The organism is Arthrobacter sp. Bi26 (assembly GCF_918697925.1).
Taxonomy (GTDB): Bacteria; Actinomycetota; Actinomycetes; order Actinomycetales; family Micrococcaceae; genus Arthrobacter.
Genome location: NZ_CAKKMF010000001.1, coordinates 101158 through 128112, shown reverse-complemented (window position 1 = coordinate 128112; position 26955 = coordinate 101158). Strand labels below are relative to the sequence as shown.

At 66.9% G+C, this 26955-nt stretch carries 26 protein-coding genes; 10 read left to right on the top strand and 16 right to left on the bottom strand.

Annotated elements, in window-relative coordinates; genetic code table 11:
• Positions 1 to 208: 208 nt before the first annotated feature.
• Both LQV16_RS00610 and LQV16_RS00605 read right to left on the bottom strand, forming a co-directional pair.
• The gene (locus LQV16_RS00610; RefSeq protein ID WP_229991993.1) at positions 209 to 796 is read right to left on the bottom strand and encodes an adenylate kinase; all 588 of its coding nucleotides are present in this window, start codon (positions 794 to 796) and stop codon (positions 209 to 211) included.
• Positions 797 to 883: 87 nt separating this feature from the next.
• Positions 884 to 2407 (bottom strand): aldehyde dehydrogenase family protein, encoded by a 1524-nt coding sequence (locus LQV16_RS00605; RefSeq protein ID WP_229991989.1) that lies wholly within the window; start codon positions 2405 to 2407, stop codon positions 884 to 886.
• Between the two features lie 185 nt (positions 2408 to 2592).
• Between LQV16_RS00605 and LQV16_RS00600 the strand changes: the two genes are divergently transcribed.
• Together LQV16_RS00600 and LQV16_RS00595 are read left to right on the top strand one after the other, a co-directional pair.
• Positions 2593 to 3234 (top strand): hypothetical protein, encoded by a 642-nt coding sequence (locus LQV16_RS00600; protein ID WP_229991988.1) that lies wholly within the window; start codon positions 2593 to 2595, stop codon positions 3232 to 3234.
• Positions 3235 to 3281: 47 nt separating this feature from the next.
• A complete protein-coding gene (locus LQV16_RS00595) occupies positions 3282 to 4796 on the top strand; it encodes a carboxylesterase family protein (RefSeq protein ID WP_229991987.1) in 1515 nt (504 codons plus the stop codon).
• Here the strand turns inward: LQV16_RS00595 and LQV16_RS00590 are convergent.
• Positions 4793 to 5428, bottom strand: coding sequence for an HD domain-containing protein (locus tag LQV16_RS00590; RefSeq protein WP_229991986.1), 636 nt, complete (start codon positions 5426 to 5428; stop codon positions 4793 to 4795). The two genes, LQV16_RS00595 and LQV16_RS00590, sit on opposite strands and share 4 nt — an antisense overlap.
• A 9-nt stretch (positions 5429 to 5437) precedes the next feature.
• Positions 5438 to 6385 carry a tRNA glutamyl-Q(34) synthetase GluQRS gene (gene gluQRS / locus LQV16_RS00585; RefSeq protein WP_229991985.1) on the bottom strand — a complete coding sequence of 316 codons (948 nt, stop codon included), beginning with the start codon at positions 6383 to 6385 and terminating at the stop codon, positions 5438 to 5440.
• 338 nt (positions 6386 to 6723) lie between these two features.
• Between gluQRS and LQV16_RS00580 the strand changes: the two genes are divergently transcribed.
• Positions 6724 to 7182: an Lrp/AsnC family transcriptional regulator gene (locus LQV16_RS00580; RefSeq protein WP_026266767.1), complete on the top strand. Its 459-nt coding sequence runs from the start codon at positions 6724 to 6726 to the stop codon at positions 7180 to 7182.
• A 42-nt stretch (positions 7183 to 7224) separates the two neighbouring features.
• Here the strand turns inward: LQV16_RS00580 and LQV16_RS00575 are convergent, their stop codons facing one another.
• Positions 7225 to 7680, bottom strand: a complete 456-nt coding sequence (locus LQV16_RS00575) for an Lrp/AsnC family transcriptional regulator (protein WP_229991984.1) — start codon at positions 7678 to 7680, stop codon at positions 7225 to 7227.
• Between the two features lie 117 nt (positions 7681 to 7797).
• Between LQV16_RS00575 and LQV16_RS00570 the strand changes: the two genes are divergently transcribed.
• A complete protein-coding gene (locus tag LQV16_RS00570; RefSeq protein WP_229991983.1) occupies positions 7798 to 8460 on the top strand; it encodes a LysE family translocator in 663 nt (220 codons plus the stop codon).
• Between the two features lie 15 nt (positions 8461 to 8475).
• On the opposite strand, the gene LQV16_RS00565 is transcribed toward LQV16_RS00570, so the two are convergent.
• The 6 genes from LQV16_RS00565 to LQV16_RS00540 all read right to left on the bottom strand — a co-directional run bounded on the left by LQV16_RS00565 (position 8476) and on the right by LQV16_RS00540 (position 14116).
• Positions 8476 to 8832 carry a nuclear transport factor 2 family protein gene (locus LQV16_RS00565; RefSeq protein WP_229991982.1) on the bottom strand — a complete coding sequence of 119 codons (357 nt, stop codon included), beginning with the start codon at positions 8830 to 8832 and terminating at the stop codon, positions 8476 to 8478.
• Between the two features lie 81 nt (positions 8833 to 8913).
• Positions 8914 to 9963 (bottom strand): hypothetical protein, encoded by a 1050-nt coding sequence (locus LQV16_RS00560; protein WP_229991981.1) that lies wholly within the window; start codon positions 9961 to 9963, stop codon positions 8914 to 8916.
• A 33-nt stretch (positions 9964 to 9996) separates the two neighbouring features.
• The gene (locus LQV16_RS00555; protein ID WP_229991980.1) at positions 9997 to 10497 is read right to left on the bottom strand and encodes a DUF456 domain-containing protein; all 501 of its coding nucleotides are present in this window, start codon (positions 10495 to 10497) and stop codon (positions 9997 to 9999) included.
• A 100-nt stretch (positions 10498 to 10597) separates the two neighbouring features.
• Positions 10598 to 11809, bottom strand: coding sequence for an NADP-dependent malic enzyme (locus LQV16_RS00550; protein WP_229991979.1), 1212 nt, complete (start codon positions 11807 to 11809; stop codon positions 10598 to 10600).
• A gap of 286 nt (positions 11810 to 12095) precedes the next feature.
• Entirely contained in the window at positions 12096 to 12683 is a 588-nt protein-coding gene (locus tag LQV16_RS00545) for a TetR/AcrR family transcriptional regulator (protein ID WP_229991978.1), read from the bottom strand.
• Positions 12684 to 12835: 152 nt separating this feature from the next.
• The gene (locus LQV16_RS00540; protein ID WP_229991977.1) at positions 12836 to 14116 is read right to left on the bottom strand and encodes an MFS transporter; all 1281 of its coding nucleotides are present in this window, start codon (positions 14114 to 14116) and stop codon (positions 12836 to 12838) included.
• A gap of 102 nt (positions 14117 to 14218) precedes the next feature.
• Here LQV16_RS00540 and rraA point away from each other — a divergent pair, with 102 nt between their 5' ends.
• From rraA to LQV16_RS00525, 3 genes are all read left to right on the top strand, one after another.
• Positions 14219 to 14695, top strand: coding sequence for a ribonuclease E activity regulator RraA (gene rraA, locus LQV16_RS00535; protein ID WP_229991976.1), 477 nt, complete (start codon positions 14219 to 14221; stop codon positions 14693 to 14695).
• A 136-nt stretch (positions 14696 to 14831) separates the two neighbouring features.
• A complete protein-coding gene (locus LQV16_RS00530; RefSeq protein ID WP_229991975.1) occupies positions 14832 to 16490 on the top strand; it encodes an MDR family MFS transporter in 1659 nt (552 codons plus the stop codon).
• 309 nt (positions 16491 to 16799) lie between these two features.
• Positions 16800 to 18275, top strand: coding sequence for a sugar porter family MFS transporter (locus LQV16_RS00525; protein WP_229991974.1), 1476 nt, complete (start codon positions 16800 to 16802; stop codon positions 18273 to 18275).
• A gap of 118 nt (positions 18276 to 18393) precedes the next feature.
• Here the strand turns inward: LQV16_RS00525 and LQV16_RS00520 are convergent, their stop codons facing one another.
• From LQV16_RS00520 to LQV16_RS00500, 5 genes are all read right to left on the bottom strand, one after another.
• Entirely contained in the window at positions 18394 to 19620 is a 1227-nt protein-coding gene (locus LQV16_RS00520) for an MFS transporter (protein WP_229991972.1), read from the bottom strand.
• A gap of 37 nt (positions 19621 to 19657) precedes the next feature.
• A complete protein-coding gene (locus LQV16_RS00515) occupies positions 19658 to 20143 on the bottom strand; it encodes a MarR family transcriptional regulator (protein WP_229991971.1) in 486 nt (161 codons plus the stop codon).
• Positions 20144 to 20312: 169 nt separating this feature from the next.
• Positions 20313 to 21461 (bottom strand): mannitol-1-phosphate 5-dehydrogenase, encoded by a 1149-nt coding sequence (locus LQV16_RS00510; RefSeq protein WP_229991970.1) that lies wholly within the window; start codon positions 21459 to 21461, stop codon positions 20313 to 20315.
• Entirely contained in the window at positions 21461 to 23443 is a 1983-nt protein-coding gene (locus LQV16_RS00505) for a PTS mannitol transporter subunit IICBA (RefSeq protein WP_229991969.1), read from the bottom strand. The genes LQV16_RS00510 and LQV16_RS00505 overlap by 1 nt, the downstream gene beginning before the upstream one ends.
• Positions 23444 to 23501: 58 nt before the next feature.
• Entirely contained in the window at positions 23502 to 24221 is a 720-nt protein-coding gene (locus LQV16_RS00500) for a TetR/AcrR family transcriptional regulator (protein ID WP_229991968.1), read from the bottom strand.
• Between the two features lie 182 nt (positions 24222 to 24403).
• Here LQV16_RS00500 and ptsP point away from each other — a divergent pair, with 182 nt between their 5' ends.
• The 3 genes from ptsP to LQV16_RS00485 all read left to right on the top strand — a co-directional run bounded on the left by ptsP (position 24404) and on the right by LQV16_RS00485 (position 26943).
• On the top strand, positions 24404 to 26089 hold the full coding sequence (ptsP, locus tag LQV16_RS00495) for a phosphoenolpyruvate--protein phosphotransferase (protein WP_229991966.1): 1686 nt from the start codon (positions 24404 to 24406) through the stop codon (positions 26087 to 26089).
• Between the two features lie 78 nt (positions 26090 to 26167).
• Entirely contained in the window at positions 26168 to 26587 is a 420-nt protein-coding gene (locus LQV16_RS00490) for a helix-turn-helix domain-containing protein (protein WP_229991964.1), read from the top strand.
• A 134-nt stretch (positions 26588 to 26721) separates the two neighbouring features.
• Positions 26722 to 26943: a hypothetical protein gene (locus LQV16_RS00485; protein ID WP_229991963.1), complete on the top strand. Its 222-nt coding sequence runs from the start codon at positions 26722 to 26724 to the stop codon at positions 26941 to 26943.
• The last annotated feature ends 12 nt before the right edge of the window (positions 26944 to 26955 follow it).

Genomic DNA, 26955 nt, shown 5'->3' with positions numbered 1-26955 from the left:
CTGCCCAAGACCCGGTCCGGGAAGATCATGCGCCGCCTGCTCAAGGACGTCGCGGAAGGCCGCGAGGTCGGCGACGCGACCACCCTGGCGGACAACACAGTCATGGCCCAGATCGCCCAATCCCTGAAGAAATAAGCGCGCAACGCCGCGCACGCCCGACGAAGGCGCCGCCCACTTTTGGTGGGCGGCGCCGTCGTCGTCGTACGTGCTAGCGTCCGCTTGCGGCGGAGGCTTTGACGGGATGTTCCAGGCTGCGCATCACCCCGTCCGTGACGTCGTCGATCCCGCCCATGCCGTCAACCTTGGCCAGTATGCCGCGCTCGGCATACTTCGCCACCACAGCTTCCGTCTGCCCGTGGTACAGGTCCAGCCGGTGGCGGATCACGGCCTCGTTGTCGTCGCTCCGCCCGGTTTCCTTGGCACGGTGCAGGAGGCGGGAGACCAGTTCCTCGTCGTCGGCAGTCAACTGCAAGACGACGTCAAGAACCTGGTCGCCGGACGCCAGAATGTCGTCCAGCTCGTCAACCTGGCACGTGGTGCGCGGGTAGCCGTCCAGGAGGAAGCCTGACGTGGCGTCTTCCTGCAGCAGTCTGTCCCGCACCATCTTGTTGGTCACGCTGTCCGGGACGAAGTCGCCGTTGTCGATGTACTTCTTTGCTTCCAGCCCCAGCGGTGTTCCGCCTTTGACGTTGGCTCGGAAGATGTCGCCGGTGGAGATCGCAACGACGTCGAGGCGCTCGGAAATCCGTTGCGCCTGGGTGCCTTTGCCGGATCCGGGCGGGCCAATAATCAACATTCTCGTCATTTGTGTGTCCTTCGTGGTGCCGTCGTTGAAAGGGTGCGTCAAGGACCCGCCGCTGTGGCGGCGGGCCCTTGATCGGCTTTAGAAGAAGCCGAGCTTGTTTTCTGAGTGGCTGACCAGCAGGTTCTTGGTCTGCTGGTAGTGGTCCAGCATCATCGAGTGGTTTTCCCGTCCGATGCCGGAGGACTTGTACCCGCCGAACGCGGCCCCGGCCGGGTAGGCGTGGTAGTTGTTGACCCACACGCGGCCGGCCTGGATTTCCCGCCCGGCGCGGTAGGCGACGTTGCCGTTGCGGGACCAGACGCCGGCACCGAGGCCGTACAGGGTGTCGTTGGCGATGCTGATGGCGTCGTTGTAGTCGCTGAACCGCGCCACTGAGACGACAGGACCGAAGATTTCCTCCTGGAAGATCCGCATCTTGTTGTTGCCCTCGAAGATGGTCGGCTGGACGTAGAAGCCACCGGCCAAGTCTCCGTCGAGCTCCGTCTGGTTCCCGCCGGCGAGGATGTTGGCGCCTTCCTGGAGCCCGATGTCGATGTAGGAGAGGATCTTCTCCATCTGGCCTACGGACGCCTGAGCCCCGATCTGGGTTGTGGTGTCCAGCGGGTTGCCCTGGATGATCTGCTGCGTCCGGGCCACGGCGTCGGCCATGAAGGAATCGTAAATGCCGTCCTGGACGAGGGCGCGTGATGGGCTGCTGCAGACTTCGCCCTGGTTGAAGGCATACAGAGTGAAGCCCTCCAATGCCTTGTCGTAGAAGGCATCGTTGGTGTCGGCGACGTCGTTGAAGAAGATGTTGGGGCTCTTGCCGCCGAGCTCGAGGGTGACCGGGATCAGGTTTGCGCTGGCGTACTGGCTGATCAGTCGTCCGGTGGAGGTTTCGCCGGTGAAGGCGATCTTGCGGATACGCGGGCTGGAGGCCAGCGGCTTGCCGACCTCCGAGCCGAAGCCGTTGACGATGTTCAGCAGGCCGGCGGGCAGCAGGTCCGCGATGAGTTCGGCCAGCACCAGGATGGAGGCCGGGGTGTTGGACGCGGGCTTGAGGACGACGGCGTTGCCCGCGGCGAGGGCCGGAGCCATTTTCCAGACCGCCATGAGAATGGGGAAGTTCCAGGGAATGATCTGGCCCACGACGCCGAGCGGCTCGTGGAAGTGGTAGGCGGTGGTGTCGTCGTCGAGCTGGGACAGTCTGCCCTCCTGGGCCCGGATGGCGGAGGCGAAGTAGCGGAAGTGATCCGCCGCGAGCGGGATGTCCGCGTTGAGGGTTTCGCGGATCGGCTTGCCGTTATCCCAGGATTCGGCGACGGCGAGCATCTCGGTGTTCGCATCGATGCGGTCGGCGATCTTGTTCAGGACGGCCGCGCGCTCGGTAGCCGAGGCCTTGCCCCACGACGGAGCGGCTCTATGGGCGGCATCAAGCGCCAACTCAACGTCCGCGGCTGCGCCTCGGGCAACCTCAGTGAATTGCTTGCCGTTCACCGGGGAGACGTTCTCGATGTACTGGCCGGTGGTAGGAACCACCCATTCGCCGCCGATCCAGTTCTCGTAGCGGTCCTTGAACTGGACCTTGGATCCTTCTTGGCCTGGCTGGACATAAACAGTCATGGTTACTCCTCATGGAAAACAGACGTCTTCGTCCTGGCCGCAATCCTAGAACTTCATAGGTTGCGGCCACGCTGCAGCGGGGGCTGTCAGCTGCTCCTTGGCCCTCCGCTGAGCGGCATCTGCCGGCCATCGATAAGCTCGCTGTGTCGGCACGCGTTGGCGCCCATGCATCAGAGGAGGGGACCGTGATTCTGTTTCTGACGATTGTGAGCGGCCTGGCCTGGACCGTGGTCTACGTCGATGCCATCCGGATCGGCTTCAGGGACAGGAGCTACGCGATCCCGGCCGCCGCGCTGGCGCTGAATTTCTCTTGGGAGGCCATTTACGCCGCCCGCTCCATCGCGACCGGAATTACCGCGCAGGGTGTCTTCAACATCGCGTGGGGACTCGCCGACGTCGTGATTGTGTACACCTTCCTGAAGTTCGGCCGCTCCGAGCTTCCGGCTTGGGTGACCCGGCGGCTCTTCATCGGTTGGGCGCTCCTGCTGGGCGTCACGTCCTTCGCCGTGCAGCTGCTGTTCGTCGCCGAGTTCGGCTGGGACCACGCGGCCCGCTATGCGGCCTTCCTGCAGAACCTGCTGATGTCCGGGCTGTTCATCGCGATGTTCGCCGCCCGCGGCGGCACCCGGGGGCAGACCCTGCTGATCGCAGTGGCCAAGTGGATCGGCACGCTGGCTCCCACGGTGGCGTTCGGCTGGCTGGGGAACTCGGCGCTGATCCTGGGCCTCGGCCTGTTGTGCAGCGTCTTTGATCTGGCGTACATCGGGCTTGTCTGGCGGGCCCGGCGCCCCGTGCTCCAGGCCGGGCCACAGCTGTCCAGGCGGTGACCTTCGGCCCTTTTCCGGCGCAACCGGGACCTGCCAGAGTGGCGGTTATGGCCATGGACGCTGTCGTCAAAACCGTGCACGGCACGCTGCGCGGTGCGGAGGCCGACGGCGTCCGCACCTTCCTGGGCGTCCCCTTCGCGGCACCGCCGACCGGGGCGAACAGGCTCCTCCCGCCGCAGCCGGTGGAGCCGTGGACCGGCGTCCGGGACGCCACGGGCTACGGGGATTCGCCTCCCCAGGTTGCTCCGCCCGTCAGCGCGGGTTTCGACTGGGACACCGGCCTCAGCGGAGGCGACTGCCTGAACCTGAACATCTGGACTGCCAGTGCCGGCGCGGCCGGGCTGCCCGTGATGGTTTGGATCCAGGGCGGCGCGTTCGAATTCGGATCAACGGCGGCCTATGACGGCCGGAACTTCGCCCGCGACGGAGTCGTGTGCGTCGTGATCAACTGGCGCGTGGGCGCCGACGGGTTCCTTTACCTCGACGATGGGCACGCCAACGTGGGCCTGCTCGATCAGATTGCGGCCCTTGAGTGGGTTCGGGACAACATCGCGGACTTCGGCGGCGACCCCGGAAACGTAACTGTCTTTGGCGAGTCGGCAGGAGCGATGAGCATCGGCGTCCTTCTCTCCATTCCCCGGGCCGAGGGCCTGTTCCAGCGGGCCATCCTGCAGAGCGGGGCAGCCCACCATGTGCTCCCCTCCCCGGCCGCCGAACGGATCGGACGGTCCCTCGCCGAGAAACTCGGGGTTCCGCAGACCCGCGAGGCCATTGCCGCCGTCCCAGTCAAACGGCTCCTGACGGCGCAGAGGGAGCTCAAGGCTGAACTGCTGGCGCACCCGGACCCCGAGCATTGGGGCCACGACGTGGTGGCAAGCCTGATGCCGTGGCAGCCGGTGATCGACGGAGACGTCATTCCGCGCCGTCCGATCGACCGGATCGCTGCCGGGGCCGGCGCGCACGTCGACATAATCGTAGGAACGAACACCGAGGACTGGAAACTCTTCCTGGCCATCACCGGCGTGCTCGCCAGGGTTACGGAAGAGAGCCTGGGCGGAGCGGACAACATTGAAGGGTTCCCCCCGCCCGCCGCCTACGGTCTCCCGGTCCAGGCTGCGCTTGAGGCGTATCGCGCCCATTACCCCGGCGCCGCCCCCGGCGAACTTCTGGCCGCGGTGCAGACTGACTGGTGGGTACGGATCCCGGCGATCCGCCTGGCCGAGGCTCACGCGAACGCGGCGCGCGCCGGCGCGGGAACTTACATGTACGAGTTCGCCTGGGCCGCGCCGCGCCTCGGCGCGGTCCATGCCGTGGAGGTGCCGTTTGTTTTTGACACCCTGGACACACACGCCCGGCTGTTCGGGCCGCTCCTGGGCGAGAATCCCCCGCAGGAACTGGCCGATGCCATGCACGCCGCCTGGGTGTCCTTCGCCACCACCGGCGACCCCGGTTGGCCGGAATACGAACCCGCCAGCAGGGTCACTATGCGTTTCGACGTTGCTCAGGGCGTGGTGAATGACCCCCGGTCCTGGGAACGCGCCCTCTGGGACGGCATCCGCTAGCCGGCCGCGCCCGTGTGCCCGGCCTCGCCTGTGACTGCTGCCGGGCCGTCGTAGGAGAGGTTTTCGTAGTCGGTGTCGTCCGCCTCGTCGAGCATGTCGTCGAGTTCCTTCAGCAGCCACGGATTGATTCGGGCCAGGATTTTCCGGGTTTCCTCGACAGGGACGGCGGCGTAGAGCACCGGCCGGGCGTCGTCGTAGCGGGTGACCGGGGGCTTGTCCGGCCACTTTTCGGCCAGCGCCTTGACCCGTTCGGGCAGCGAATTGTGCGCGTTGTCGGCAATCTTCACCAGCGTGGCGTCGTGGTCCTCGGCGATGTACCGGATGCCGGCCTGGTAGTCGTCCGGGTTCTCATGCAGGCGCTTCGTGACCCGTTCGATGATGTCCACGGCGCGCTCGGAGACACCCATGTCCAGCAGTGCCTGCCGTGTCACAGGGGTGTCCTCGGCGATGTCGTGGAGGTAACCGGCGATCCGGATGTCGTCGTCGAAGTCCGCCAGGGCATCCCCGACGGCGAGCACATGATCCCGATAGGGCCGCTTGAGCTTGTCCTTCTGCCGGTTGTGGGCCACCTCGGCCAGGACCTTGGCTGTCTCGACAGTGAAGCGGGGCTGGGGGTGTGCGGGCTCGGTCATGAATCCAGCCTACGCGCCGCGGCTGTCCGTCCGGGCCCCGATGCCGGTTCCCGGACGTGTTCCCGGATGCGCTCCCGGCATGCCGGGCCACACCCAGGGTTCGCGTGGCAGGGCGGCCGGGTCGAAGACGGCCAGCGCATGTTCCAGTGGGCCGGGCGGGAGGCCGACGGATGCCAGCAGCGTGTCCCGGACCTGGTCCGCGGTCACGCCGGCCAGCGCGAGGTCGGCGAGGGTGACGGCGCCGTCGCGCTTGGCCAGCCGGGCGCCGTCGGCGTTCAGTACCAGCGGCACGTGCGCATATTCCGGAACAGGCATATTCAAAAGCGACGCCAAATACGCCTGCCGCGGCGTGGACGGCAGCAGATCGTCGCCGCGGACCACCTGGTCGATGCCCTGGGCGGCATCGTCCACCACCACGGCCAGGTTGTAGGCGGTCACGCCGTCGTTACGCCGGAGCACGAAATCGTCAACCACCCCCGTGTAATTGCCGTGGAGCATGTCCCGCACAGTCACCTCAGCGACGGCGGAACGGAGCCGGACAGCCGGCGGCCGGGCGGCCCGTTTGGCCTCCCGTTCGGCGCCGGTGAGGTTCCGGCACGTCCCCGGGTAGGCGCCCAGCGGAGCGTGCGGCGCGGACGGTGCTTCCTGGATTTCGCGGCGGGTGCAAAAGCACTCGTAGGTCAGACCGGCCGCCGTCAGCTGCGCGATCGCCTCGGCATACAGGTGCTCGCGGTCCGTCTGGCGCACAACGCCGCCGTCCCAGCTCACGCCGACCGCCGCAAGGTCGCGGAGCTGCTCGGCCTCGGCGCCGGCCCGGGCACGGTCCAGGTCCTCCACGCGCATCAGGAACCGCCGCCCCGAGGACCGGGCGAAGAGCCACGCCAGGATGGCCGTCCGGAGGTTGCCCACGTGCAGTTCGCCGGAGGGACTGGGGGCGAAGCGGCCAGCTGAGGTCATGGGACAAGCCTATGCGGAACAGCACAAGAGCCCCTCAGCTACCGATGACTTCGGGAAATCCGACGTCGGTGGCTCAGGGGCTCTTGCCGCGTGGTGGTGCGTTGTGCGGAGTGACGATGCGTGAACAAGAGTCAGTCAGCGGCGGGTTCCTTGCGGGAGCCTCATCCGGGGTCCGGGTGGTGTGCCGGGGTGTCCGTAGCCTTCGGGATCGTGGCGGTGGTCTCGTTCCCTTTGTTGTCACCATTTGAGCAGAAGCCCTACAGTTGGTGCAACGGACCGGCGCCGGAGTAGCCAATCTGATCAACTGCGCCCGGGACAGTGAACAGGAAGTGGTCATTTTGCAGGAACTCGACGCGACGGACCGGCGGATCCTCGCCGCGCTGGACGACGATCCCCGCGTGCCGGTCATGGTGCTGGCGCAGAAGCTGGGCTTGGCCCGCGGAACGGTCCAGTCCCGCCTGGAGCGGATGTCGGCGTCGGGCGCGCTCCGTCCGAACAGCAGCCGGGTGCTGCCGTCCGCCCTGGGCCGGGGCGTGGCGGCCGCGGTGAGCGCGGAACTGGATCAGAGCCACCTCAACGAGGCGATCGCTGCCCTGCGCAATATCCCGGAAGTGCTCGAATGCCACGCCCCGGCCGGCGACACCGATCTCCTGATCCGGGTGGTGGCCAAGAGCCCGGACGATCTCTACCGCGTGTCCGAGGAAATCCGGTTGTGCCCCGGGATCGTCCGGACCTCAACGAGCATGTTCCTGCGCGAGGTTATTCCCTACCGGACCACGGGACTACTCGGCGCCTGAACGCCTCGTCGGGGCCGGCGCCCCCGGCCTACCAGTCTTGGTTTAGACCGGCGGCCCGGCGTTGGCCTTCAGGTTCTTCATGACCAGCGTTGACGTCAGGCGTTCGACGCCGGGCAGTGAGGTCAGTTCGCTGTCGTAGAAACGCTGGTAAGACGGGAGGTCCTCCGCTATGACCTTGAGCAGGTAGTCCGGTGATCCGAAGAGCCGCTGGGCCTCCACGATGTTGGGATTGTCGGCCACCCGGTTCTCGAAGATCTCCATCGTGGAACGGTCCACCTGCCGCAGGGTCACGAACACGATCGCCTCGAAGCCGAGCCCCACGGCGGCCGGATCAATGTCCGCCCGGTAGCCCCGGATGATCCCGGAGGCCTCCAGATCCCGCAGCCGGCGATGGCACGGCGCCACGGTCAGCCCGACCTTGGCCGCCAGGGCCGTGGCAGTCATTCGGCCATCCGATTGGAGGTAACGCAAAATACTTCTGTCAATGTTGTCAATCACGCAATTATCTTACCCAAGAGCCGCGATTCTTCAGTAAATACGCGAACACTTCCGGGCCAAAATTGCCTAGAGTTTTCCTTGTACCCGCTACGAGGTGCCGCACCCCTGGAGCCCGCCATGAACCCCCAGCTTTTCCTCGCCTTCCTGGTTGTCGCCGTCGCACTGGCATGCACCCCCGGCGTCGACTGGGCCTATTCGATCGCGGCCGGGCTCAGGCAGCGCAGCTTCGCGCCCGCCGTCGCCGGGCTCTGCGGCGGCTACGCCGTCCACACGGCGCTCCTGGTGCTGGGACTGGCGGCATTGCTGGCCGGGATGCCCGGCGTGCTCGGCTGGCTGACGGCCGCGGGCGCCCTCTACCTGCTCTGGCTGGGCTTCAGCACCCTACGGTCCTGGCGTGGCGCCAGCTTCAGCACCGGCACGGCTGCCTCCGGTGCGGCCGCGCCGGCGAGCCAGTTCCGGATCTTCCTCCAGGGCATGGGCATCAGCGGGATCAATCCCAAGGGCCTGTTGTTCTTCGTGGCCTTGGTGCCGCAGTTCGTCAGCCCTGACGCCGCGTTGCCGGTTCCGGTCCAGTCGGGGCTTCTCGGGCTGACTTTCGTCCTGCTCGTGGGCGTCATCTACAGCTGCGTGGCACTCCTGGCGCGGAAATTGCTGCAGGCCAGGCCGGGCGCAGCACGCCAGGTGACGCTGGCCAGCGGAATCATCATGCTGATCCTGGGCGCCCTGCTGCTCGGCGAACAGATCGTGCCCGCCGTCAGCGCAGCCATGAACCGAGCGTGACGGCAGGAATCCCGGCTACTTGCGCTGCATGTACCACTCGGTGAAGGACGACGCGCGGCCGTCCGCGGTCAACTGGATGACCCACAGGTTGTCGTAGCTTCGGCTGTTGCCCCGGTAGGTTGTCAGGCCCTGCACGAACGCCCGGCCGCCGTCGACCCCCAGCAGCTTCCACTCAAACGTCCAGTCATCCGGCTCATCGCGCCCGGCAAGCCAGTGCTCGACAATATCGTCCCGGCCCCGCCACGGTTCGGCTTCCTGGGGGCTGGTTGCATAGACGGCATCCTCGGTGAACAGGGCCCGGATGTCCTCGGGATCGTTCGTCGTCCACGCCGTGATGTAGTGCTGCATCCAGCGCTCCACCGCATCTCTCATGCCTCGGTTGTACTCCCCGCCAAAGGGGCCCGCAAGAGTAGTCGATACGTGTATTTGGCCACGATCGGGCGCGGAACATTGTCAGTGGTCGTCAGTGCGACCGTATTCGCGGTCCCAGAGTTCGTGCATTTCCGCGTCCTTGCGGATGGCCTTCACGGCCTCCAGCTGAGCCGGTTTGTGGCGCTGCCATTCCCGGGACCCGAGGGTTTTGCGGCCCGCGTCCAGGAGGAGCAGGGCAGTGTCCGTCAGCGCGTCACTGCGGAGGGTGAAGTCTGTCTTCCTGCGCCGCAGGACTTCCTGCAGGGCTGAACGGGAAGCGGTGTAGGCTCCGAGCCTGCGCAGGGAACGCGCGCGGACCAGCAGCAGCGCGGCGGCCAGATCGTCCGCGTTCAGCAGCCCCTCGGTCTCCGCCACTACGTCAACGTCGCGTCCCAGCTCAGCCTCAAGAGAACAGCGGGCCAGGGCCAGCGGCAGCGACGGCGGCAGGCCGGCAAGTGCCGCAAGCGCCGCCTCCGCCTGGCCGGTCTCGCGCAGTGAATGTGACAGGGCCAGGAACACGGCCTCCTCGCTGAAGAGCACCGGAACCTCGATCCGCTCCGCCACCTCCACCCTCGTGACGACGCCGGCCAGGTACGCGGCGGCATAGCGGTTGGCGTCCTCGTCGTTCCGCAGGCTCAGGCCATGCTGCAGCAGCTCGGACGCGCGCAGATGCCCGCCGTGGGAGTACGCCAGCAGCCCGGCCATGAGGTAACAGACTCCGGCCCAGCCGGGGTAGGCGCGGGCCAGGGTGATCAGGCGGTCCGGATCGGTGCTGCCGAAGACGGCGGAGTGCACGGCTTTCAGTCTCTTGGCGGACGCCCGGCCTCCCACCCTGCCCAGGCGGGGCACCCCACCCTCGGCGGCCAGCGTCCCTGGGGCCCGGCCCGCCATGAGTCCGGTCACCACTGAGCCCACGTTGCCGGCCAGGCCGCGGACGGGCGTCCGGACCACTGCCTTGCGGAAGGGCGTCAGGTCGCGGGTGTCCGTGTACGGCCTCCGCTGGTGGTCGGGAATTTGGTCGTCGGGAATTTGGCCGATGGGAATGCGGCCGTCGGGAATGCGGGGGGCGGATTCGCCAGGTCTGGCGCTCATGCCCCCATGGTAGTAGGCTCCGGCGGGCCGCTGCTAGGCGGCCGCAGCCACCCAGAGGCCGATCACCCAAGTGCTCGCGGCGAGGCACGCGAGGCCGAATTCCACGATCATGCCAAAGCCCGTGGCCTTCAGCGCGGCCCAGCTCGAGGCCACCGCCGTGCCGAACACGCGGGTGCGCTGCAGCTCGCTGAGCAGGAGTCCGGCGGCGAAGCCCACGAAGAGCCCCACCACGGGGATGATGAACATGCCGGCCACGCCCAGCACCAGGCCCACCACCACGGAACGGCTGGGGATGCTGTGCTCTTTTAGCTTCCGGCCGGTCAGGACGGCGCTGGCGGCCATGCCGGCCAGGACGAACACCAGTCCGATCCCAAAGACCACCCAGCCGGTGGTTCCGGCGCCGCCCCACAGTGCCCAGGCCAGCAGGCTCGCCCCGATCAGGATGCTGCCGGGCAGGACGGGAATGATGGTCCCGGCCACGCCCACCAGGATGGCGAGGCCGCAGAGCACAGTCACCAGAGTCTCGGGGTTCATTTGCCCAGTCTAGGCGGGGAACGGACCCACCAGGTTCGCCAACGGCGGCGCTCCACCAAGGGCAGCGCCGCCGTCACCGTGTGGGCCGCAGTGTGCGGATCTACTCGGCTTCGACCGCCGCGGCGACTGCAGCGGAGACGGCGGGGGCCACGCGCGGATCCAGCGGGCTGGGCACGATGTAGTCCGCGGAAAGGTCGTCCTCGGCCAGTTCTGCGATGGCCCGGGCCGCGGCGAGCTTCATGGCCGGCGTGATCCGGCGGGCGCCGGCGTCGAGGGCGCCGCGGAAAATGCCGGGGAACGCCAGGACGTTGTTGATCTGGTTCGGGAAGTCGCTGCGCCCGGTGGCGACCACAGCCGCGTACTTGCTCGCGACCTCCGGCAGGACCTCCGGGTCCGGGTTGGACAGGGCGAACACGATCGAGCTGTGGTTCATCAGCTTCAAGTGCTCTTCGTCCAGCTTTGCGGAGGAGACACCGACGAACACGTCGGCCCCGAGCAGCGCCTCACCCGGACCGCCGACCACTCCGCGCGGGTTGCTGCGGGCTGCGAGCTGGGCCTTCTTGCTTGCCGGATCGGCGGCGATGTCCGCGCGGTCCTTGCTGATCGTGCCGCGGGAGTCCAGGAGGACGACGTCGCCGATCCCGGCCGTCAGCAGGATTTCGGCGACGGCGATCCCGGCCGCCCCGGCACCGGAGACCACCACGCGCAGGCTGTCGAGCGTCCTACCTGTCACCTTGGCGGCATTGGTCAGGGCGGCGAGGACCACGACGGCGGTGCCGTGCTGGTCATCGTGCATGACCGGGCAGTCCAGTGCCTTGATGAGTTTTTCCTCGAGTTCGAAGCAGCGGGGCGCGGCGATGTCCTCGAGGTTGACGGCGCCGAAGCTGGGGCGGAGCCGGACAAGTGTCTCGATGATTTCATCGACGTCGGTGGTGTTGAGGACCAGCGGGATGGAGTCGAGTTCTCCGAAGGCCTTGAAGAGCGCGGACTTGCCCTCCATCACGGGCAGCGAGGCGCTGGCGCCGATGTTGCCCAGACCCAGCACGGCCGTGCCGTCGCTGACCACCACCACAAGGCGCTGGGCCCACGTGAGCGTCTTGGCGAGCTCCGGGTTGGCGTGGATGGCGCGGCTGACCTGGGCGACGCCGGGCGTGTAGGCAATGGAGAGATCGCGCTTGCTGGCGAGCGGGACGGTGCTGGAAATCGAAAGCTTGCCGCCCTCGTGGGATGCGAAGATTTCCTCGTCGCTGAGCACGGCTACTGCCTCAGCCGGGGAAGTGGAATCGGCGGGAATGATCGTTTCAGTGGACACGTCGTTGTCTCCTGGGACTCACCGTGGGCGCACGGCTCATGGAAGCTCAAGCAGGGGTGCTCAAGTTGGTCTGGCTGGGGCGGCGGCGACCAGAGGTGGCGGTCGCCGGTGGAGCCCCCCGATTTGCTGGCGTCAGCCGAATCCGGTCCAGCAATCGTAAACAAGGCATCGTGCCGGTTACGCCGCGCGGCAGACGTGATGCGCCGTGGTGAAACGTTTCCCCACAGCTTTAAGTGACCCACATCACGCGCAAGAGGGACTTTTTCGGGTCAATGGTCTAGACCGGTTACGCGGCTTGCGGGGTTCGCTGCAGAAGCGAGCAGGCCTTCTTCAGGTCCCCCTCCGCTTCGAAGAGGGACAGCCGGCGGCAGCGGACGGCCTGGACCAGTCCCGTAACCGTCAGCAGCAGCACCCGGGCCACTGCGGCGTCGCCGCACGCTGCCGTCACTGCCTTCTCGGCTGTCGCATCGATCTCACGGAGCAGCCGCGTGGTGTCGGTGTCCTTGACGTAGACCGCGCGGTTAAGCGCCTGCTCCACGGCGGGCTGCATCAGGCGCATATGGAAGATCTCCATCACCACTCCGGCGAGGGCTTGGGCCGCCACTTTTCCCGCCTCCGGCGAACTCGCCGCGAGCAGTTCGCCCAATTGTTTGCGGTATAGCGCCAGGACCAGCTGGGTGGAGGACGGGAAATAGCGGTACAGCGTCCCCAGCGGCACGTCCGCTTTGGCGGCCACCTCGGAAAGGACCACGGATTCCAGGCCCTTGCGGGCAAACCCCGCGGCAACGTCAAGGATCCGCACGTACCGGAGCCGTTGCCGGGGCAGAGTAGGGGGAGGGGCCATCGGTGGAAGATCTGAGTGTAAATCAGGCATCAGCAGCGTTCCGGGGGGTCGTTTTTCTCGGCAGCCGGGCGCGATCCGCCCACCGCGCTGCCGCGGCAATTCCCGTCCACTATACGCCACGAAACCGGGCGCCCGGCTAGTCGGCCGGGGCCCCGGAAGCCCCTTGAGCGGGGACGCGCGGCTCAGTCCACGCCCTTGATCTTCACCACGAACACGGCGCCGAGAAGCCCAATTACGGCGGCCGCGACATACAGCGCAACATAGCCGCCCCAGAGGGCCACAAAGGGATACGCGATCAGCGGGGCAAGCACTTGCGGCAGTGAATTGGCGATGTTGATGACGCCCAGGTCCTTGCCCCGGTTCAGGGCAGTGGGCAGCACTTGGGTGATGAGGGCGAAGTCCACCGCGAGATAGCAGCCGAAGCCGATGCCGAGCACAGACGCGCCGATCAGCGCGCCCGGCCAGGTGGGGGCGAACGCAAGAATGAGGGAGGCCGCTGCGATCACTGCGGAGGAGATGATGACCAGCGGCTTCCGTCGGCCCATCCGGTCGCTCACCCGGCCGCCGATCACGCTGGTGACGATCACCATGACCGCATACAGGCCCGTGAGGATCAGGACGCCAAACTCGGGCTCGATGCCCTGGGTTTCGCGGACCCGGACGGCGTCGTTGAGGAAGAACAGCAGGTAGAGGGTGACCATGTGGTTGCCGATGTTCACCAGCAGCCGCGTCAGCCAGGCCCAGGCAAAATCCGGGTGGCGGGCCGGGGATATCCAAAAGCCCCGCACAAAACCGGCCAGGCCGAACCGCGGACGGGCCTGCGCGGGCAGAGGAATGTCGTCGTTCTTGAAGTAATAGAGCACGACGCCGGCCAGCAGCGCCACCGCGCACACCACGTATCCGGCGGCGAAGTTTCCCGTGACGGCGGCGGCGATCACCGCGCCGATGAGTATCCCGACCGTCTGGCCCATGGCGGCCAGTCCGCCCACCGTGCCGCGCTGCGGGACCGGCACCCGGTCCGGGATGGCGGCGGTGATGGCGGCGTAGGCACCGTTGCAGCCGGCCTGCACGAGGCACCAGAGCAGCGTCATGACGGCGACGTTCGGCGCCCCGGCCAGCGCGATAAGGGCTGCGGCGCCAAGGACCGCCCCGAACAGCACCCACGGCACGCGGCGGCCCATCCGGGAGGTGGTGCGGTCGCTGAAGGCGCCGAAGAGGGGGTTGGCCACGAGCGATACCGCGGCGCCGGCGCCCGTCACAAGGGCGAGGATGGCTTCCTTGTCCCCTTCACTGAACGCGGCCGCCTGTTGGCCGAGCAGCACCTGGATCGGGCCGAAGAACGCCGCATTGATGCCCAGGTTGACCAGGACCACGCCGGCGGTCCAGACCGGGCGGACACGCCGTTCCGGCTCGGCAAGCGCCGCCGACGTCGGAGCTGCGCTCGGTAGGTCGGACAAGCTCATGTGGTTCCCCCCGGAACTGGCGACTCAGGCTGATGATCTGTCTGGGGCCAGACTATCGTGGGGATCAAGATCCGCCGTCTACGTTTCAGCCAGGGAGAACCAGTGAACGCATCCGCCGTCAACACCGCCGACCTCTACGATGAGCGCGGCGAGGAGCTCAGCTCCTTGGCCGTGCAGTTCCAGTCCCTCGGCGGCCGGTCGCACTTCAGCGGGCCGGTCCGGACCATTCGGTGCTTCGAGGACAACGCGCTGGTCAAGTCGGTGCTGGCCACTGCCGGCAACGGCTCCGTGCTGGTGGTCGACGGCGCCGGCTCCCTCCGCACGGCGTTGATGGGGGACATGATCGCGGCGAGTGCCGTCGCAAACGGCTGGGCCGGCGTCGTTATCAACGGCGCCATCCGGGACCGGCTCGCTATCGCGGGGCTGCCGCTCGGGGTCAAGGCGCTGGGCAGCAATCCGCGCAAGAGCGCCAAGGAAGGCGCCGGGGCCATCGACGTGCCCCTGGAGATCGACGGCGTGGCCATCCGCCCCGGTGCGATGATCTGGTGCGACCCGGACGGAATCCTGGTCGAACGCTGAGGACTTTCTTCTCTGAGGTCATTTTTCGCCGGGGACATTTTTCGCAGGCGAGGTAGTGGCGGGAACATTTGAGCCAGTAACATAGTTACTGAAAGCAACTATCCGCTTGATCCCCACCCTTCACCTTGGAGCAGTCATGTCCAAAGCCACCTCCGCGCGCGCCGCTGGAGAGGTCCTGACCCACCGTCAGACCATCACCGTCATGGTGGGACTCATGCTCGGCATGTTCCTGTCCTCGCTGGACCAGACGATCGTGTCCACCTCGATCTACACGATCGCCAACGACCTCGACGGCCTTTCCCTGCAGGCCTGGGCCACCACCGCGTACCTCATCACCTCCACGGTGAGCACGCCGCTTTACGGCAAGCTCAGCGACATCTTCGGACGCCGCCCGTTGTACCTCATCGCCATCCTGATCTTCCTCGTCGGCTCGCTCTACGCCGGCTCGGTCCACTCCATGACGGAGCTCGCCATCGCCCGCGGCATCCAGGGCATGGGCGCCGGCGGCCTGCTGGCCCTCGCCCTGACCATCATCGGCGACATCGTGGCTCTCAAGGACCGCGCCAAGTACCAGGGCTACTTCATGTCGGTCTTCGGCATATCCTCGGTCCTGGGCCCCGTGATCGGCGGCGCCTTCGCCGGCACCGAGACCATCCTCGGAATCGACGGCTGGCGCTGGGTGTTCCTGATCAACATCCCGATCGGCCTGGCCGCCCTGACGGTGGTCTTCATGTACCTGCACCTCCCGGCCAAGCATGTGAAGCAGAAGATCGACTACTGGGGCGCGGCCGCCATCACGCTGGCGATCGTTCCGCTCCTTCTCGTCGCCGAACAGGGACGCAGCTGGGGCTGGAGCTCCGCCAACTCCTACCTCTGCTACGGCCTGGGCGTCGTAGGCATCATCGCGTTCCTGCTGGCCGAACGGCATGCCGCCGACTACGCGCTGATCCCGCTCCGGCTGTTCCAGAACATGACGTTCGGCCTGTCCTCGCTGCTGAACTTCATCATCGGCATCGGCATGTTCGGCGCCATCGCAATGCTTCCCATGTACCTGCAGCTGGTCAAGGGCCTGACGCCCACGGAGGCCGGCCTCATGATGATCACCTTCACGGTGGGCATCCTTACGGGCTCCATCACGGCCGGCCGGACCATCTCGGCGTCGGGCACGTACCGGATCTTCCCGATCCTTGGCACGGCGGTCCTGACCGCGGCCGCCGTCGTGATGGGCCTTTCCCTCGGCGTCGACACGCCGCTGTGGGTACCGGGCGCCATCGCCGTGTTCTTCGGTCTGGGCCTGGGCTTCTGCATGCAGCCGCTGACGCTGGCCATGCAGGTCTCCGTTCCGTCGAAGGACATGGGTGTGGGCACCTCCTCCGCCGCGTTCTTCCGCTCCATGGGCGGCGCGGTGGGCACGGCGGTGTTCATCTCGATGCTCTTCAGCCTCGCGGCGGACAAGATCGCCACGGGCATGAAGGACGCCGCGCAGAGTGCGGACTACCTCAAGGTGCTCAAGGACCCGGCCGTGGCGGCAGACCCTGCCAACGCCAAGCTCTACGAGTTCTTCAAAAACGGTGCCAGCAACGATTCGCTGAACGACACCAGCTGGTTGCACACCGCCAACCCGACGCTGACCCGCCCCATCACCGAGGGCTTCGCGCAGTCGATCGACGCCGTCATGCTCACGGCCGCCGTACTGACCGGCATCGCCTTCCTGATCACCTTCGCCCTGCCGAACAAGAAACTCACGGACCCGAAAGTGGCCGCCAGGGAAGTCGCCACGGCCGCAGCCCACTAGGGCGGTTCCGACCGCTGGAACACGAACACGGCAGTACACGTCACGGCAGGCAGTCTTCTGGGCTGCCTGTCGCCGTCGTCTGCCGTAAAACCGGGCCGCCAGACCGGGCCGCCGGACGGGGTGCCCGACGCCGAAAGCCTGCTCTGCGTGACGCCTTCGGTTCCGGCCCGGCAGGCGCAGACGACGGCACCGGCAAAGTGTATGTTTCATCTCACTTTCCGGTGGTTGTGACAGGCGGCACGCCGGGTCCGGTGTAAGACTGGGTAGTTGCGGCGAAGGCCGTGGACCGCGAACTGCCAAGGGAGCCGTATGACCATCACCCAGGACCAGACCGCCGCCAAGATCCCGAAACGGGTCATTTGGCTGGCCGTGGCGGGCGCCGTCGGCGGCTTCCTCTTCGGCTTTGACTCCTCCGTCGTCAACGGCGCCGTCGACGCGATCAAGGACGAATTCGCCCTCAGCGAGGCCGTGACCGGCTTCGCCGTCGCCGTGGCCCTCCTCGGCTGCGCGGCAGGCGCCTACCTGGCCGGCAAGGTAGCCGACCGCTACGGCCGGATCCCGGCCATGAAGCTGGGCGCGCTGCTGTTCCTCGTCAGCGCCATCGGCACCGGGTTCGCGTTCGGCGTCTGGGACCTGATCTTCTGGCGCCTGGTGGGCGGGCTCGGCATCGGCCTGGCCTCCGTGATCGCTCCGGCCTACATTTCCGAGATCTCCCCCCGCCACGTCCGTGGCCGCCTGGCCTCGCTGCAGCAGCTGGCGATCACCACCGGCATCTTCGCCGCCCTCCTCTCCGACGCCCTGTTCGCGACGTCGGCCGGCGGCGCCGACCAGGCCCTCTGGTTTGGTTTGGAAGCGTGGCGATGGATGTTCATGACCGCCGCCGTCCCCGCCGTCGTTTACGGCTGGATCGCGTACACCCTGCCCGAATCGCCGCGCTTCCTGGTCTTCCAGGGCAAGAACGAGGAAGCCCTCAAGGTCTTCAAGTCGATCGCCCCGAACGAGGACTCGGACCGGCACCTGCGCGACATCAAGAAGGCGATCGACGAGGACAAGCTCGCCGGCCAGAAGGGATCCCTGCGCGGCAAGGCCCTGGGCCTGCAGCCGGTGGTCTGGATCGGCATCATCTTGTCCGTGCTGCAGCAGTTCGTCGGCATCAACGTGATCTTCTACTACTCCACCACCCTGTGGAAGGCCGTGGGCTTCCAGGAAAAGGATTCGCTCACCATCTCCGTGGCCACCGCCATCACCAACATCCTGGTGACGCTCGTCGCGATCGCCCTGGTGGACCGGATCGGCCGCCGTCCCATCATGCTGGCCGGCTCCATCGGCATGGCCCTCTCGCTGGGCACCATGGCCCTGGCCTTCAGCTCGGCCACCGGGTCCGGGGACGCGATCTCGCTGCCCGGCGCGTGGGGTCCGGCCGCGCTGGTCGCCGCCAACGTCTTCGTCATCAGCTTCGGCGCCTCCTGGGGCCCGCTGGTCTGGGTGCTGCTGGGCGAGATCTTCCCGTCCCGCATCCGCGCCCGCGCCCTGGGCCTGGCCGCGGCCGCACAGTGGATCGCCAACTTCGCCATCACCCTGAGCTTCCCCGTCATGGCCGCGGCCTCGCTGCCGTTGACGTACGCCATGTACGCGCTGTTCGCGGCCGCGTCGTTCTTCTTCGTGATGTTCAAGGTGCCGGAGACCAACGGCATGTCCTTGGAACAGGCCGAAACCCTGTTCGTCCCGAAGGGTTCAGCCAAGGAGTCCGCCCAAGACTCCGCGAAGGAGTCCGCCAGGGCCTGAGCCGGCGCCGTGTGAGGTCGCCGCTGCACTCAGCGACGTGACAAAGAACGCCCATGCTTCCTCGGAAGCATGGGCGTTCTTTGTCACGTCGGCGGTTCTGCACGACGCCCAGGCGCTGCTACAGAACGTGCGGCTCGTGCGCCGTGAGGTAGCGGCGGCCGCCGAAGACCACGGCAATCGCGGCAACCATGGCCAGCGCGCCGGCGAAGAAGGGCACCTGCGGGCCGAAGTGCTCGCCCAGCTGCGCGGCGGCAAAGGGTGCCAGGGCGCCGCCCATCCAGCGCACGAAGTTGTAGCCGGCGGAGGCCACCGGCCGCGGCGAATCGGAAACGCCCATGGCCAGCTCCGTGTAGATGGTGTTGTTGACGCCTAGGAGCGCACCGGAAATGACCACGAGGACGACGACGGCGGGCACCGAGTGCCCGGCGGCCAGGCCCAGTCCCACAAGGTCCAGCATCAGCAGGACCAAGGTGCCGATGAGGACCCGGACTGCTCCGAAGCGGTTCTGCAGCACGGGGGCGGCAAACACCGAGAAGACAGCGACGGCGACACCCCAGCCGAAGAACACCCCGCCGATTCCGTAGGCGTCCATGCCCAGGATGAAGGGCGTGAAGGCGAGGACGGTGAAGAAGCCGTAATTGTAGAACAGGCCGCTGGCCGCCGTCGTCCGCAGACCCCGGTGCCCCAGGGCCAGCAGCGGATCCCGGAGCCGGACCTTCCGCTCGGGCAGCGGGGTCTTGGGCAGCAGCGCAATGAGCGCGATGAAGGCGGAGGCCATCAGCACGGCGGTGCCGAAGAACGGGGCGCGCCACTGCCAGCCGCCAAGCAAGGCACCCAGGAGCGGGCCGAGGGAAATTCCCAGGCCAAGGGCGGCCTCGTACAGGATGATCGCCGTGCCGGCACCACCGCTGGCGACGCCGACTATCACCGCCAGTGCCGTGGCCACGAACAAGGCGTTGCCCAGTCCCCAGCCGGCCCGGAAGCCGATGAGCTCAGCCACACTGCCCGACGTGCCGGACAGCGAGGCGAACACGACAATCACCGCCAGGCCGATCAGCAGCGTCCGCTTCCCGCCGATCCGGGAGGAGACGTAGCCGGTGATCAGCATGGCGACGGCGGTGACCAGGAAATAGCTCGTAAAGAGCAGCGAAACCTGGCTCGGGGAGGCGTTCAGGTTTTTGGCGATCGCCGGCAGGATGGGGTCCACCAACCCGATGCCCATGAAGGCGAACACCGCCGCGAGGGCCGTCGCCCACACCGCCTTGGGCTGTTTGAGCAGCGAGGCCTTCTCGGCCTCGAGGGTAACTTCGGCTGCCGGCAAGGTGTCGGCGGGGTGGCCGTACATGGGGGCACTCCTCAATGATGGGAATTTCGGTGGAATATCAGGCCTGGAGCGTCGCGTTGATCCTGCCGATGACCGGAAGGGCGGCGGCGAGGGCGGCACGGTCGTCGTCCGAAAGGCACGAGAGGACGCCGGCCATGACGGAGTTGCGGCGCTCATTGGCGGCTGCGACGGCGGCGAGGCCGGCTTCCGTGAGGGTCACGCGGACGGCGCGGGAGTCGTTGGGGTCCGGTTCCCGGCGGGCGAGGCCGGCACGCTCGAGCTTGATGATCTGTTCGGTGGCGCTGGGCACCTTAACGCCGAGGTTTCGGGCGATTTCGCCCACACGCACTCCACTGGCGGAGGAAGCACGGCCGCCTGTTGCGGGTCCGGCGTCCATCAGCATCTTGAGCAGGCTGAGCTGGGCGGCACTGAGTTCGCCGTCGGCATCCAGACGGCGGACGAGGTAGATGCTGTGGCGGAGGGCCTCGCGGAAGTCCTGGGCGAGAGCAAGAAGGCCGGGGTCAGCCGGTTCACTGGCGTTCATAGTTAGGTAGCCTAACAGTTAGGCAACCTAACGGTCAAGGAAGGCGAGTTGCCCTATCACTCTTGGTCGTTAAAACCGGCGAATGGGAACCATAAGTGATAGGGCAACGGAAAACACGCCGACGCCGGAACTCACGTGAGTTCCGGCGTCGGCCCAGCTAGGGCGTTGATCAGACGACGGCCTTGGCTTCCTCGATGAGGGAGGAGACAGCGGCGAAGAGCGGGTGGTCCGCTGCCAGGCCGGTGATTGTCTCCGTGGCCTCGTCCGGCGTGGACGCGGAGAGGATTTTCGCCAGCTCCACGGCCTCGGCGTCGGCCGGATCGTTGAAGCGCAGGGCCGCAGCAATCGCCCCGAGCAGCGCTTCGGGGACAATTCCGCGTTCGGCCAGCTCGGCAGCGGGGCCGATGAAGCGTTCGTGCCGGCTGAGTTTGCGCAGCGGGGCACGGCCCACCCGGTTGACGGTGTCCGGCAGGTGCGGGTTGGAGAAGCGGCCCAGGATCTTCTCCACGTACGCCTCCTGATCCCCGCGGTTGAAGCCGTGCTTGGCCACCAGCAGCTCCTTGGTTTCGTCCAGGACGGCGCGCACGTCGGCTGCGACGTCCTGATCGGCCATGGCCTCGGAAATCTTGCCCAGGCCGGCCTCGAAACCGAAGTAGGCTGCAGCCGCGTGCCCCGTGTTGACGGTGAACAGCTTCCGCTCGATGTACGGCTCCAGATCGTCCACGAAGGTCGCGCCCGGTATCACCGGTTCCTTCCCGTCGAACGGCGTACGGTCGATCACCCATTCATAGAACGTCTCCACCGTGACGTCCAGGCCCTGCCCGGCTTCCTGGTTGGGCACAATCCGGTCCACCGCCGTGTTGGCAAACACGGCGGCAGCGTCCAAGGACCCGGCGGCCGGATCCCACTGGGCAGCAACTTCGGACTTGAGGATGTCGGTCGCGTTGATCGCGTTCTCGCAAGCCATCACCTGCAGCGGCGCCAGCCCGGGGGCGCGGGCCGCGATCCCCTTGGCGATCGCAGGCGCCACAAACTTCAGGATGTGCGGCCCGACGGCGGTGGTGACGATGTCCGCCGTGGCGATTTCGGCGACGACGGCGGCTTCCTGGATGCCGGAGTTCAGCGCACGGAAGTTATCGACGGTACGGACTGCGGGATTCTCTCCCACTTCGTGGACCTGGTAGCTGTCCGCGGCGGCCAGCTCGGTGATGAGGGCGTCCGCGACATCGGCGAACACCACCTCATACCCGGCCTCGTGCAGCAGCAGGCCCACGAATCCGCGCCCGATGTTTCCGGCTCCGAAATGAACAGCCTTCACTAGTCGTTGACCTTTCCAAAGAGGGCCAGCACTTCGTCAACCGTGGTGGCCGCCTCAAGCTGGGCCACCTGGGCCTTGTTGGTGAAGACCTTGGCGATCGAGGACAGGATGTGCAGGTGTTCGTTGTTGACGCCGGCCACGCCGACCACGAACTTCACTTCCTTGCCGTTCCAATCAATGCCGTTCGGGTAGCGGATCACCGACACCGCGGACTTCATGATGTGGTCCTTCGCGGCGTTGGTGCCGTGCGGGATCGCAAGGAAGCTGCCCATGTAGGTGGAGACGGATTCCTCCCGTTCGTGCATGGCGTCCACATAACCGGAGTCGACGGCGCCGCGGTCCAGCAGGAGCTGCCCGGCCTCGTCGATCGCGGCGTCCCGCGTGGTGGCGGTGCCGTTGAGGACCACGCTTTCGGCCACCAGGATGCCTGCGGGACCCGTCTCGGCGTCCGGCTCGGCCCCTGCGGGGGTTTCCGGCGTTTCGACGGCGGCAGCAGGGGCCGGGGCGCCGGCCGGGGCCGCTTCGCCGCTCGTGTTGCTTGCCTCGACCAACTCCACGATCTCGTCGTACCGCGGGCTGTTCATGAAGTTGTCCACGGAGACATGCACGGCGCTGGCGGTCGCGGGCTTGGCCCGCTCGGTCAGGTCCTGGTGGGTAATGACGACGTCGTACGTGTCGGTGAGGTTGGCGATGGCGGAGTTCGTGACCTTGACGTCCGGGAAACCGGCGGCCTTGATCTTGTTGCGGAGCACCGAGGCGCCCATCGCACTGGAGCCCATGCCGGCGTCGCACGCAAAGACGATGTTCTTGATCGGGGTTGCGAGGACAGCGACGCCGCTGGCACCTACGCCCTCACCGATCAGGGCCGCGGAAACCGAGCTCTTCTTGCCCTTCAGGGCCTCCATCCGGTGCGTGGCCTGGTCGAGGTCGTCTTCCGCGGGCGCCTTGCTGGCCTTCAGGATCACCGAGGCGATGAGGAAGGACACCGTGGTGGCGAACAGCACGGAGAGCGTCACGCCGACGTAGCTGTCGCGGGCTGTTGAGGCGTAGACCGCGATAATGCTGCCCGGGGCTGCCGGGGACCGGAGTCCGGCGCCGGTGACCACGAGCGTGAAGATGCCGGTCATGCCGCCGCCGATTGCTGCGAAGATCGTCATCGGCTTCATCAGGACGTACGGGAAGTAGATCTCATGGATGCCGCCGACGAACTGGATGACCGCCGCGCCCGGCGCGGACGCCTTGGCCAGACCCTTGCCGAAGATTGAAAAGGCGAGCAGGATGCCGAAGCCCGGACCGGGGTTGGCTTCGAGCAGGAACAGGATGGACTTGCCCTGCTCGAGTGCCTGCTGCGTGCCCAGCGGGGTGAGGATGCCGTGGTTGACGGCGTTGTTGAGGAACAGGACCTTCGCGGGCTCGATGAAGATGCTCGTGAACGGCAGGAGGCCGTTGAGGACGAGGAATTCGACCACGGCGCTGGCACCATTGCTGAATGCCTTCACCACCGGGCCGACCACCAGCATGCCGACGACCGCCATGGCGGCGGCAAGGATGCCTGCCGAGAAGTTGTCGATCAGCATTTCGAAGCCGGGCTTCACGCGGCCTTCCCAGATCTTGTCCAGCTTCATCATGATCCAGGCGGTGAGCGGGCCAAGAATCATGGCGCCGATGAACATCGGGATGTCGGTACCGACGATGACGCCCATGGTGGCCACCGCACCCACCACGCCGCCGCGCACGCCGTAGACCATCCGGCCGCCCGTGTAGCCGATCAGGAGCGGGAGCATGTACGTGATCATCGGCCCCACAAGCTTGCCGAGCTCCGCATTGGGGAAGAAGCCCGCCGGGATGAACAGTGCCGTGATGAAGCCCCAGGCGATGAAGGCGGCGATGTTGGGCATGATCATTCCTGAGAGGAACGTCCCGAATTTCTGGACGTGTACCCGCACGCTGGTGCGTGGTTTCGCAACTGTCTCTGTTGCCATGTGAATTCCTAACCGTCGTTCCCGCTGCTTTGCAGGATGGTCCGATAATTTCGCCGAGCTAGCTGGTGGAGATCCGGTGGAGCCATTCGAGGAAGAGCTTGAGTTCTGAGCTGGAGAGCTGGTCCGAGTGGGACGCCTGGAGTGCTGCGTTCAATGCGATGGCCGCCACAACCACTGAGGATTTTCCGCTGTCAACAGAGCCGTTGTCCCGGGCCTGCTCGGTGGAAACCGCAAAGATCATGGCGTCGCGGGTCATGGAGGAGAGCTCGAGGTTGCGCTCCGGCACCTTTTCCGCGATCAGCATGAGGGTCACGCCCACGTTGGCCGCCAGGATGGACCTGGCCGCCTCTTTGGGCGGGACGTTGAGCTGGCCGGAGACTGCCGCCTTGTTGAGCATCTCCTCCATGAGGGCCTCGGCATCGGCGACGATCGCCGGACGGCTCTCAGGGCGGATATTGCCAAACATGACGAGATACAGTTCCGGCTGTTTCAGCCCGAACTGGACGTGGTTGTCCCACATCCGGCGGATGTCCTCCAGCGGCTGGCCAGAGGGCGCGAAGTCACGTTCGCCCGCGACATATTCGTCAAAACCGGCTGCGACGACGGCGTCGAACAGCCCTTCCTTGTCACCAAAGTGGTGGTACAGGGTCGGTGCCGTAACACCGGCCAGCTGTGTGATCTGGCGGGTCGAGACTGCGGATCCGCCTGAGTTGGCCAGAAGCTCGGCAGCCGCGCGCAGCAGCCGGGCCTTGGGTGGTAGCTGGCCATCGATACTCATAACCGCTACCCTAGCACCTATAGCAACGCTATATGAACTGCATCACATACAATTTTTGCAGGTGCCGTGACCCGCCCGTTGACGTAGCCGTCAGCCGCAGGCACAAATGATCCCCAGGGTCAGCGGCACCTGATTTACCGGCTTAGTGGCCACTGGCCTACGACAGAGAATGAGGACCTTCAGTGCAGAACTTCCCAGGAGTAGGCGTTAGCCCCGGCCGCATCATCGGCACCATCCGGCAGATGCCCAAACCGATCAGCGAACCGCCCGCCGGAGAGCAGCTTCCCGCCGGCGTCACGGCGGAAGACGCGACGGCGGCACTGAAGGCCGCGGCGAAATCCGTCCACGACGAACTCAAGGCCCGCTCCGAGACCGTCACCGGCGACGGCAAGGCCGTCCTCGAGGCCACGGCCCTCATGGCCACCGACACCATGCTGCTCAAATCCGCCGCCAAACTGATCGTCCGCGGCACGTCCGGGCAGCGGGCGATCTGGGAAGCCGGCGCCTCCGTCTCGGAAATGCTGCACAACCTCGGCGGCTACATGGCCGAGCGCGCCACGGACGTCCTGGATGTCCGGTCCCGGATCGTGGCGGAACTGCGCGGAGTTCCCGCGCCGGGAATTCCCGTGTCCTCCGCTCCGTTCATCCTCATCGCCGAGGACCTGGCCCCGGCCGACACCGCCACCCTGGATCCGGAAAAGGTCCTGGCCCTGGTCACCGCCGGCGGCGGACCGCAGTCCCACACCGCGATCATTGCCCGCTCGCTCGGCCTGCCGGCCGTGGTCGCCGCCGTCGGGGTCGACGAACTCGCCGACGGCACGGAGGTGTACGTGGACGGCGCGGCCGGCCTCATCACCGCGAACCCGGATGAGTCCCAGCGGGCGGCAGCAGCCCACTGGGCCGCCACGGCGTCGCTGCTGTCCGCTTTTGACGGGACGGGCACGACGTCGGACGGCCACCTCGTTCCGCTCCTCGCCAACGTCGGCGGCGCCAAGGACGCCGTGGTCGCGGCCGGCCTGAACGCCCAGGGAGTGGGTTTGTTCCGGACCGAGTTCTGTTTCCTCGAGCGGGACACCGAACCGACCGTGGAGGAACAGGCCGCCGCCTACAAGGGCGTCTTCGACGCCTTCCCAGGCAAGAAAGTGGTGCTCCGCACGCTCGACGCCGGCGCGGACAAGCCGCTGCCGTTCCTGACCGACGCCACCGAGCCCAACCCCGCCCTGGGTGTCCGCGGCTACCGGACCGATTTCACCACGCCCGGGGTCCTCGAGCGCCAGCTGCAGGCGATTGCGCAGGCCGAGAAGGCGTCCGAGGCCGATGTCTGGGTGATGGCCCCGATGATTTCCACCGCGGAGGAGGCGGCCCGTTTTGCCTCGCTGTGCGCCACGGCAGGGATCAGGACCCCCGGCGTCATGGTGGAGGTCCCCTCGGCCGCCCTGACGGCAGAGGCCATCCTCCGCGAAGTCGGCTTCGCAAGCCTGGGCACCAACGACCTCACCCAGTACGCCATGGCCGCCGACCGCCAGCTCGGCCCCCTGGCCGCCCTGAACACCCCGTGGCAGCCGGCCGTGCTGCGGCTCGTGGGCCTGACAGTGGAGGGTTCGGCGGCCGAGGGGCACAACAAGCCGGTGGGCGTGTGTGGCGAGGCCGCCGCGGACCCGGCCCTCGCCGTCGTCCTCACGGGGCTGGGCGTCACCACACTGTCCATGACCGCGCGGTCCATCGCGGCCGTCGCCGCCGTGCTGAAGACCGTCACCTTGGCCGAAACGCAGGAGCTGGCCAAGCTGGCCTTGTCGGCGCCGAGCGCAACCGAGGCCCGGGCATGGGTCCGGGCAAAACTGCCGGTCCTGGAGGACCTTGGGCTGTAACCGCTGGTCCGCAGGAGGGGCCGCGGGTGGGCCCACCGGCGGGCCCATCCGCTGCGATGCAGCCGCTAGGATGCACTCATGGCACTGATAGCTCCGCGGGTGACGGCCGGCCTCCCGGCCGAGGACGCGCAGAAACTCCGGTACGCCCTCGACGGCAGCGACGACATCACGGTGTTCGTCGACGGCACCGTCCACCGGCTGCCGCCCGCGGCGCGGGACGCCGTCGTTGATTTGCTGGGCCGCTTCAGCCGCGGCGAGTCCGTGACCGTCAGCAGCGTCGAGGAGATGCTGACGACGTCCCGGGCCGCGGAGCTTGCGGGGATCTCGCACACGTACCTGCGGAACATGACCGATCGCGGCGAGATCCCCGTCGAATACCGCGGAACGCACCGACGGATCCGGCTGGCCGACATCATGGCGTGGCTGGAAACTCAGAAGAAGAATAGTACGGGCGCCGGGACACCGGCCGGCCATGATGGCGAGGGCGCCGGTGTTTAAGGAACAGATGCTTCATGAACGGATGCTTCATGAAGCGGTGATAAGGATCAAGCAACGATCCCGCTTCTGGGCGGAAACACTTATATGCCGCGGGTTACGCTTGAATTGTGGGTAAATTCAGAGGGTGGCACATCATGGCAGGGATCGCCGCCATGCTGCTCGCTGGCATCCTCGGAACCGCGATGGGCCTGAACAACACCGCCACTTATTTGGCCAGCGGCGTCGCTTTCGTTGCGGTGTCACTCTGGGTGGACAGCCGGATTTCCCGCCACCGCAGCGCCGTCCGCAAGACCGGTCCCGACGCCGGCCAGGACGCGAAACTGGCCCTCGACGATTCCTCCAAGCGCGAGGGCTGACCCGAGGGCTAC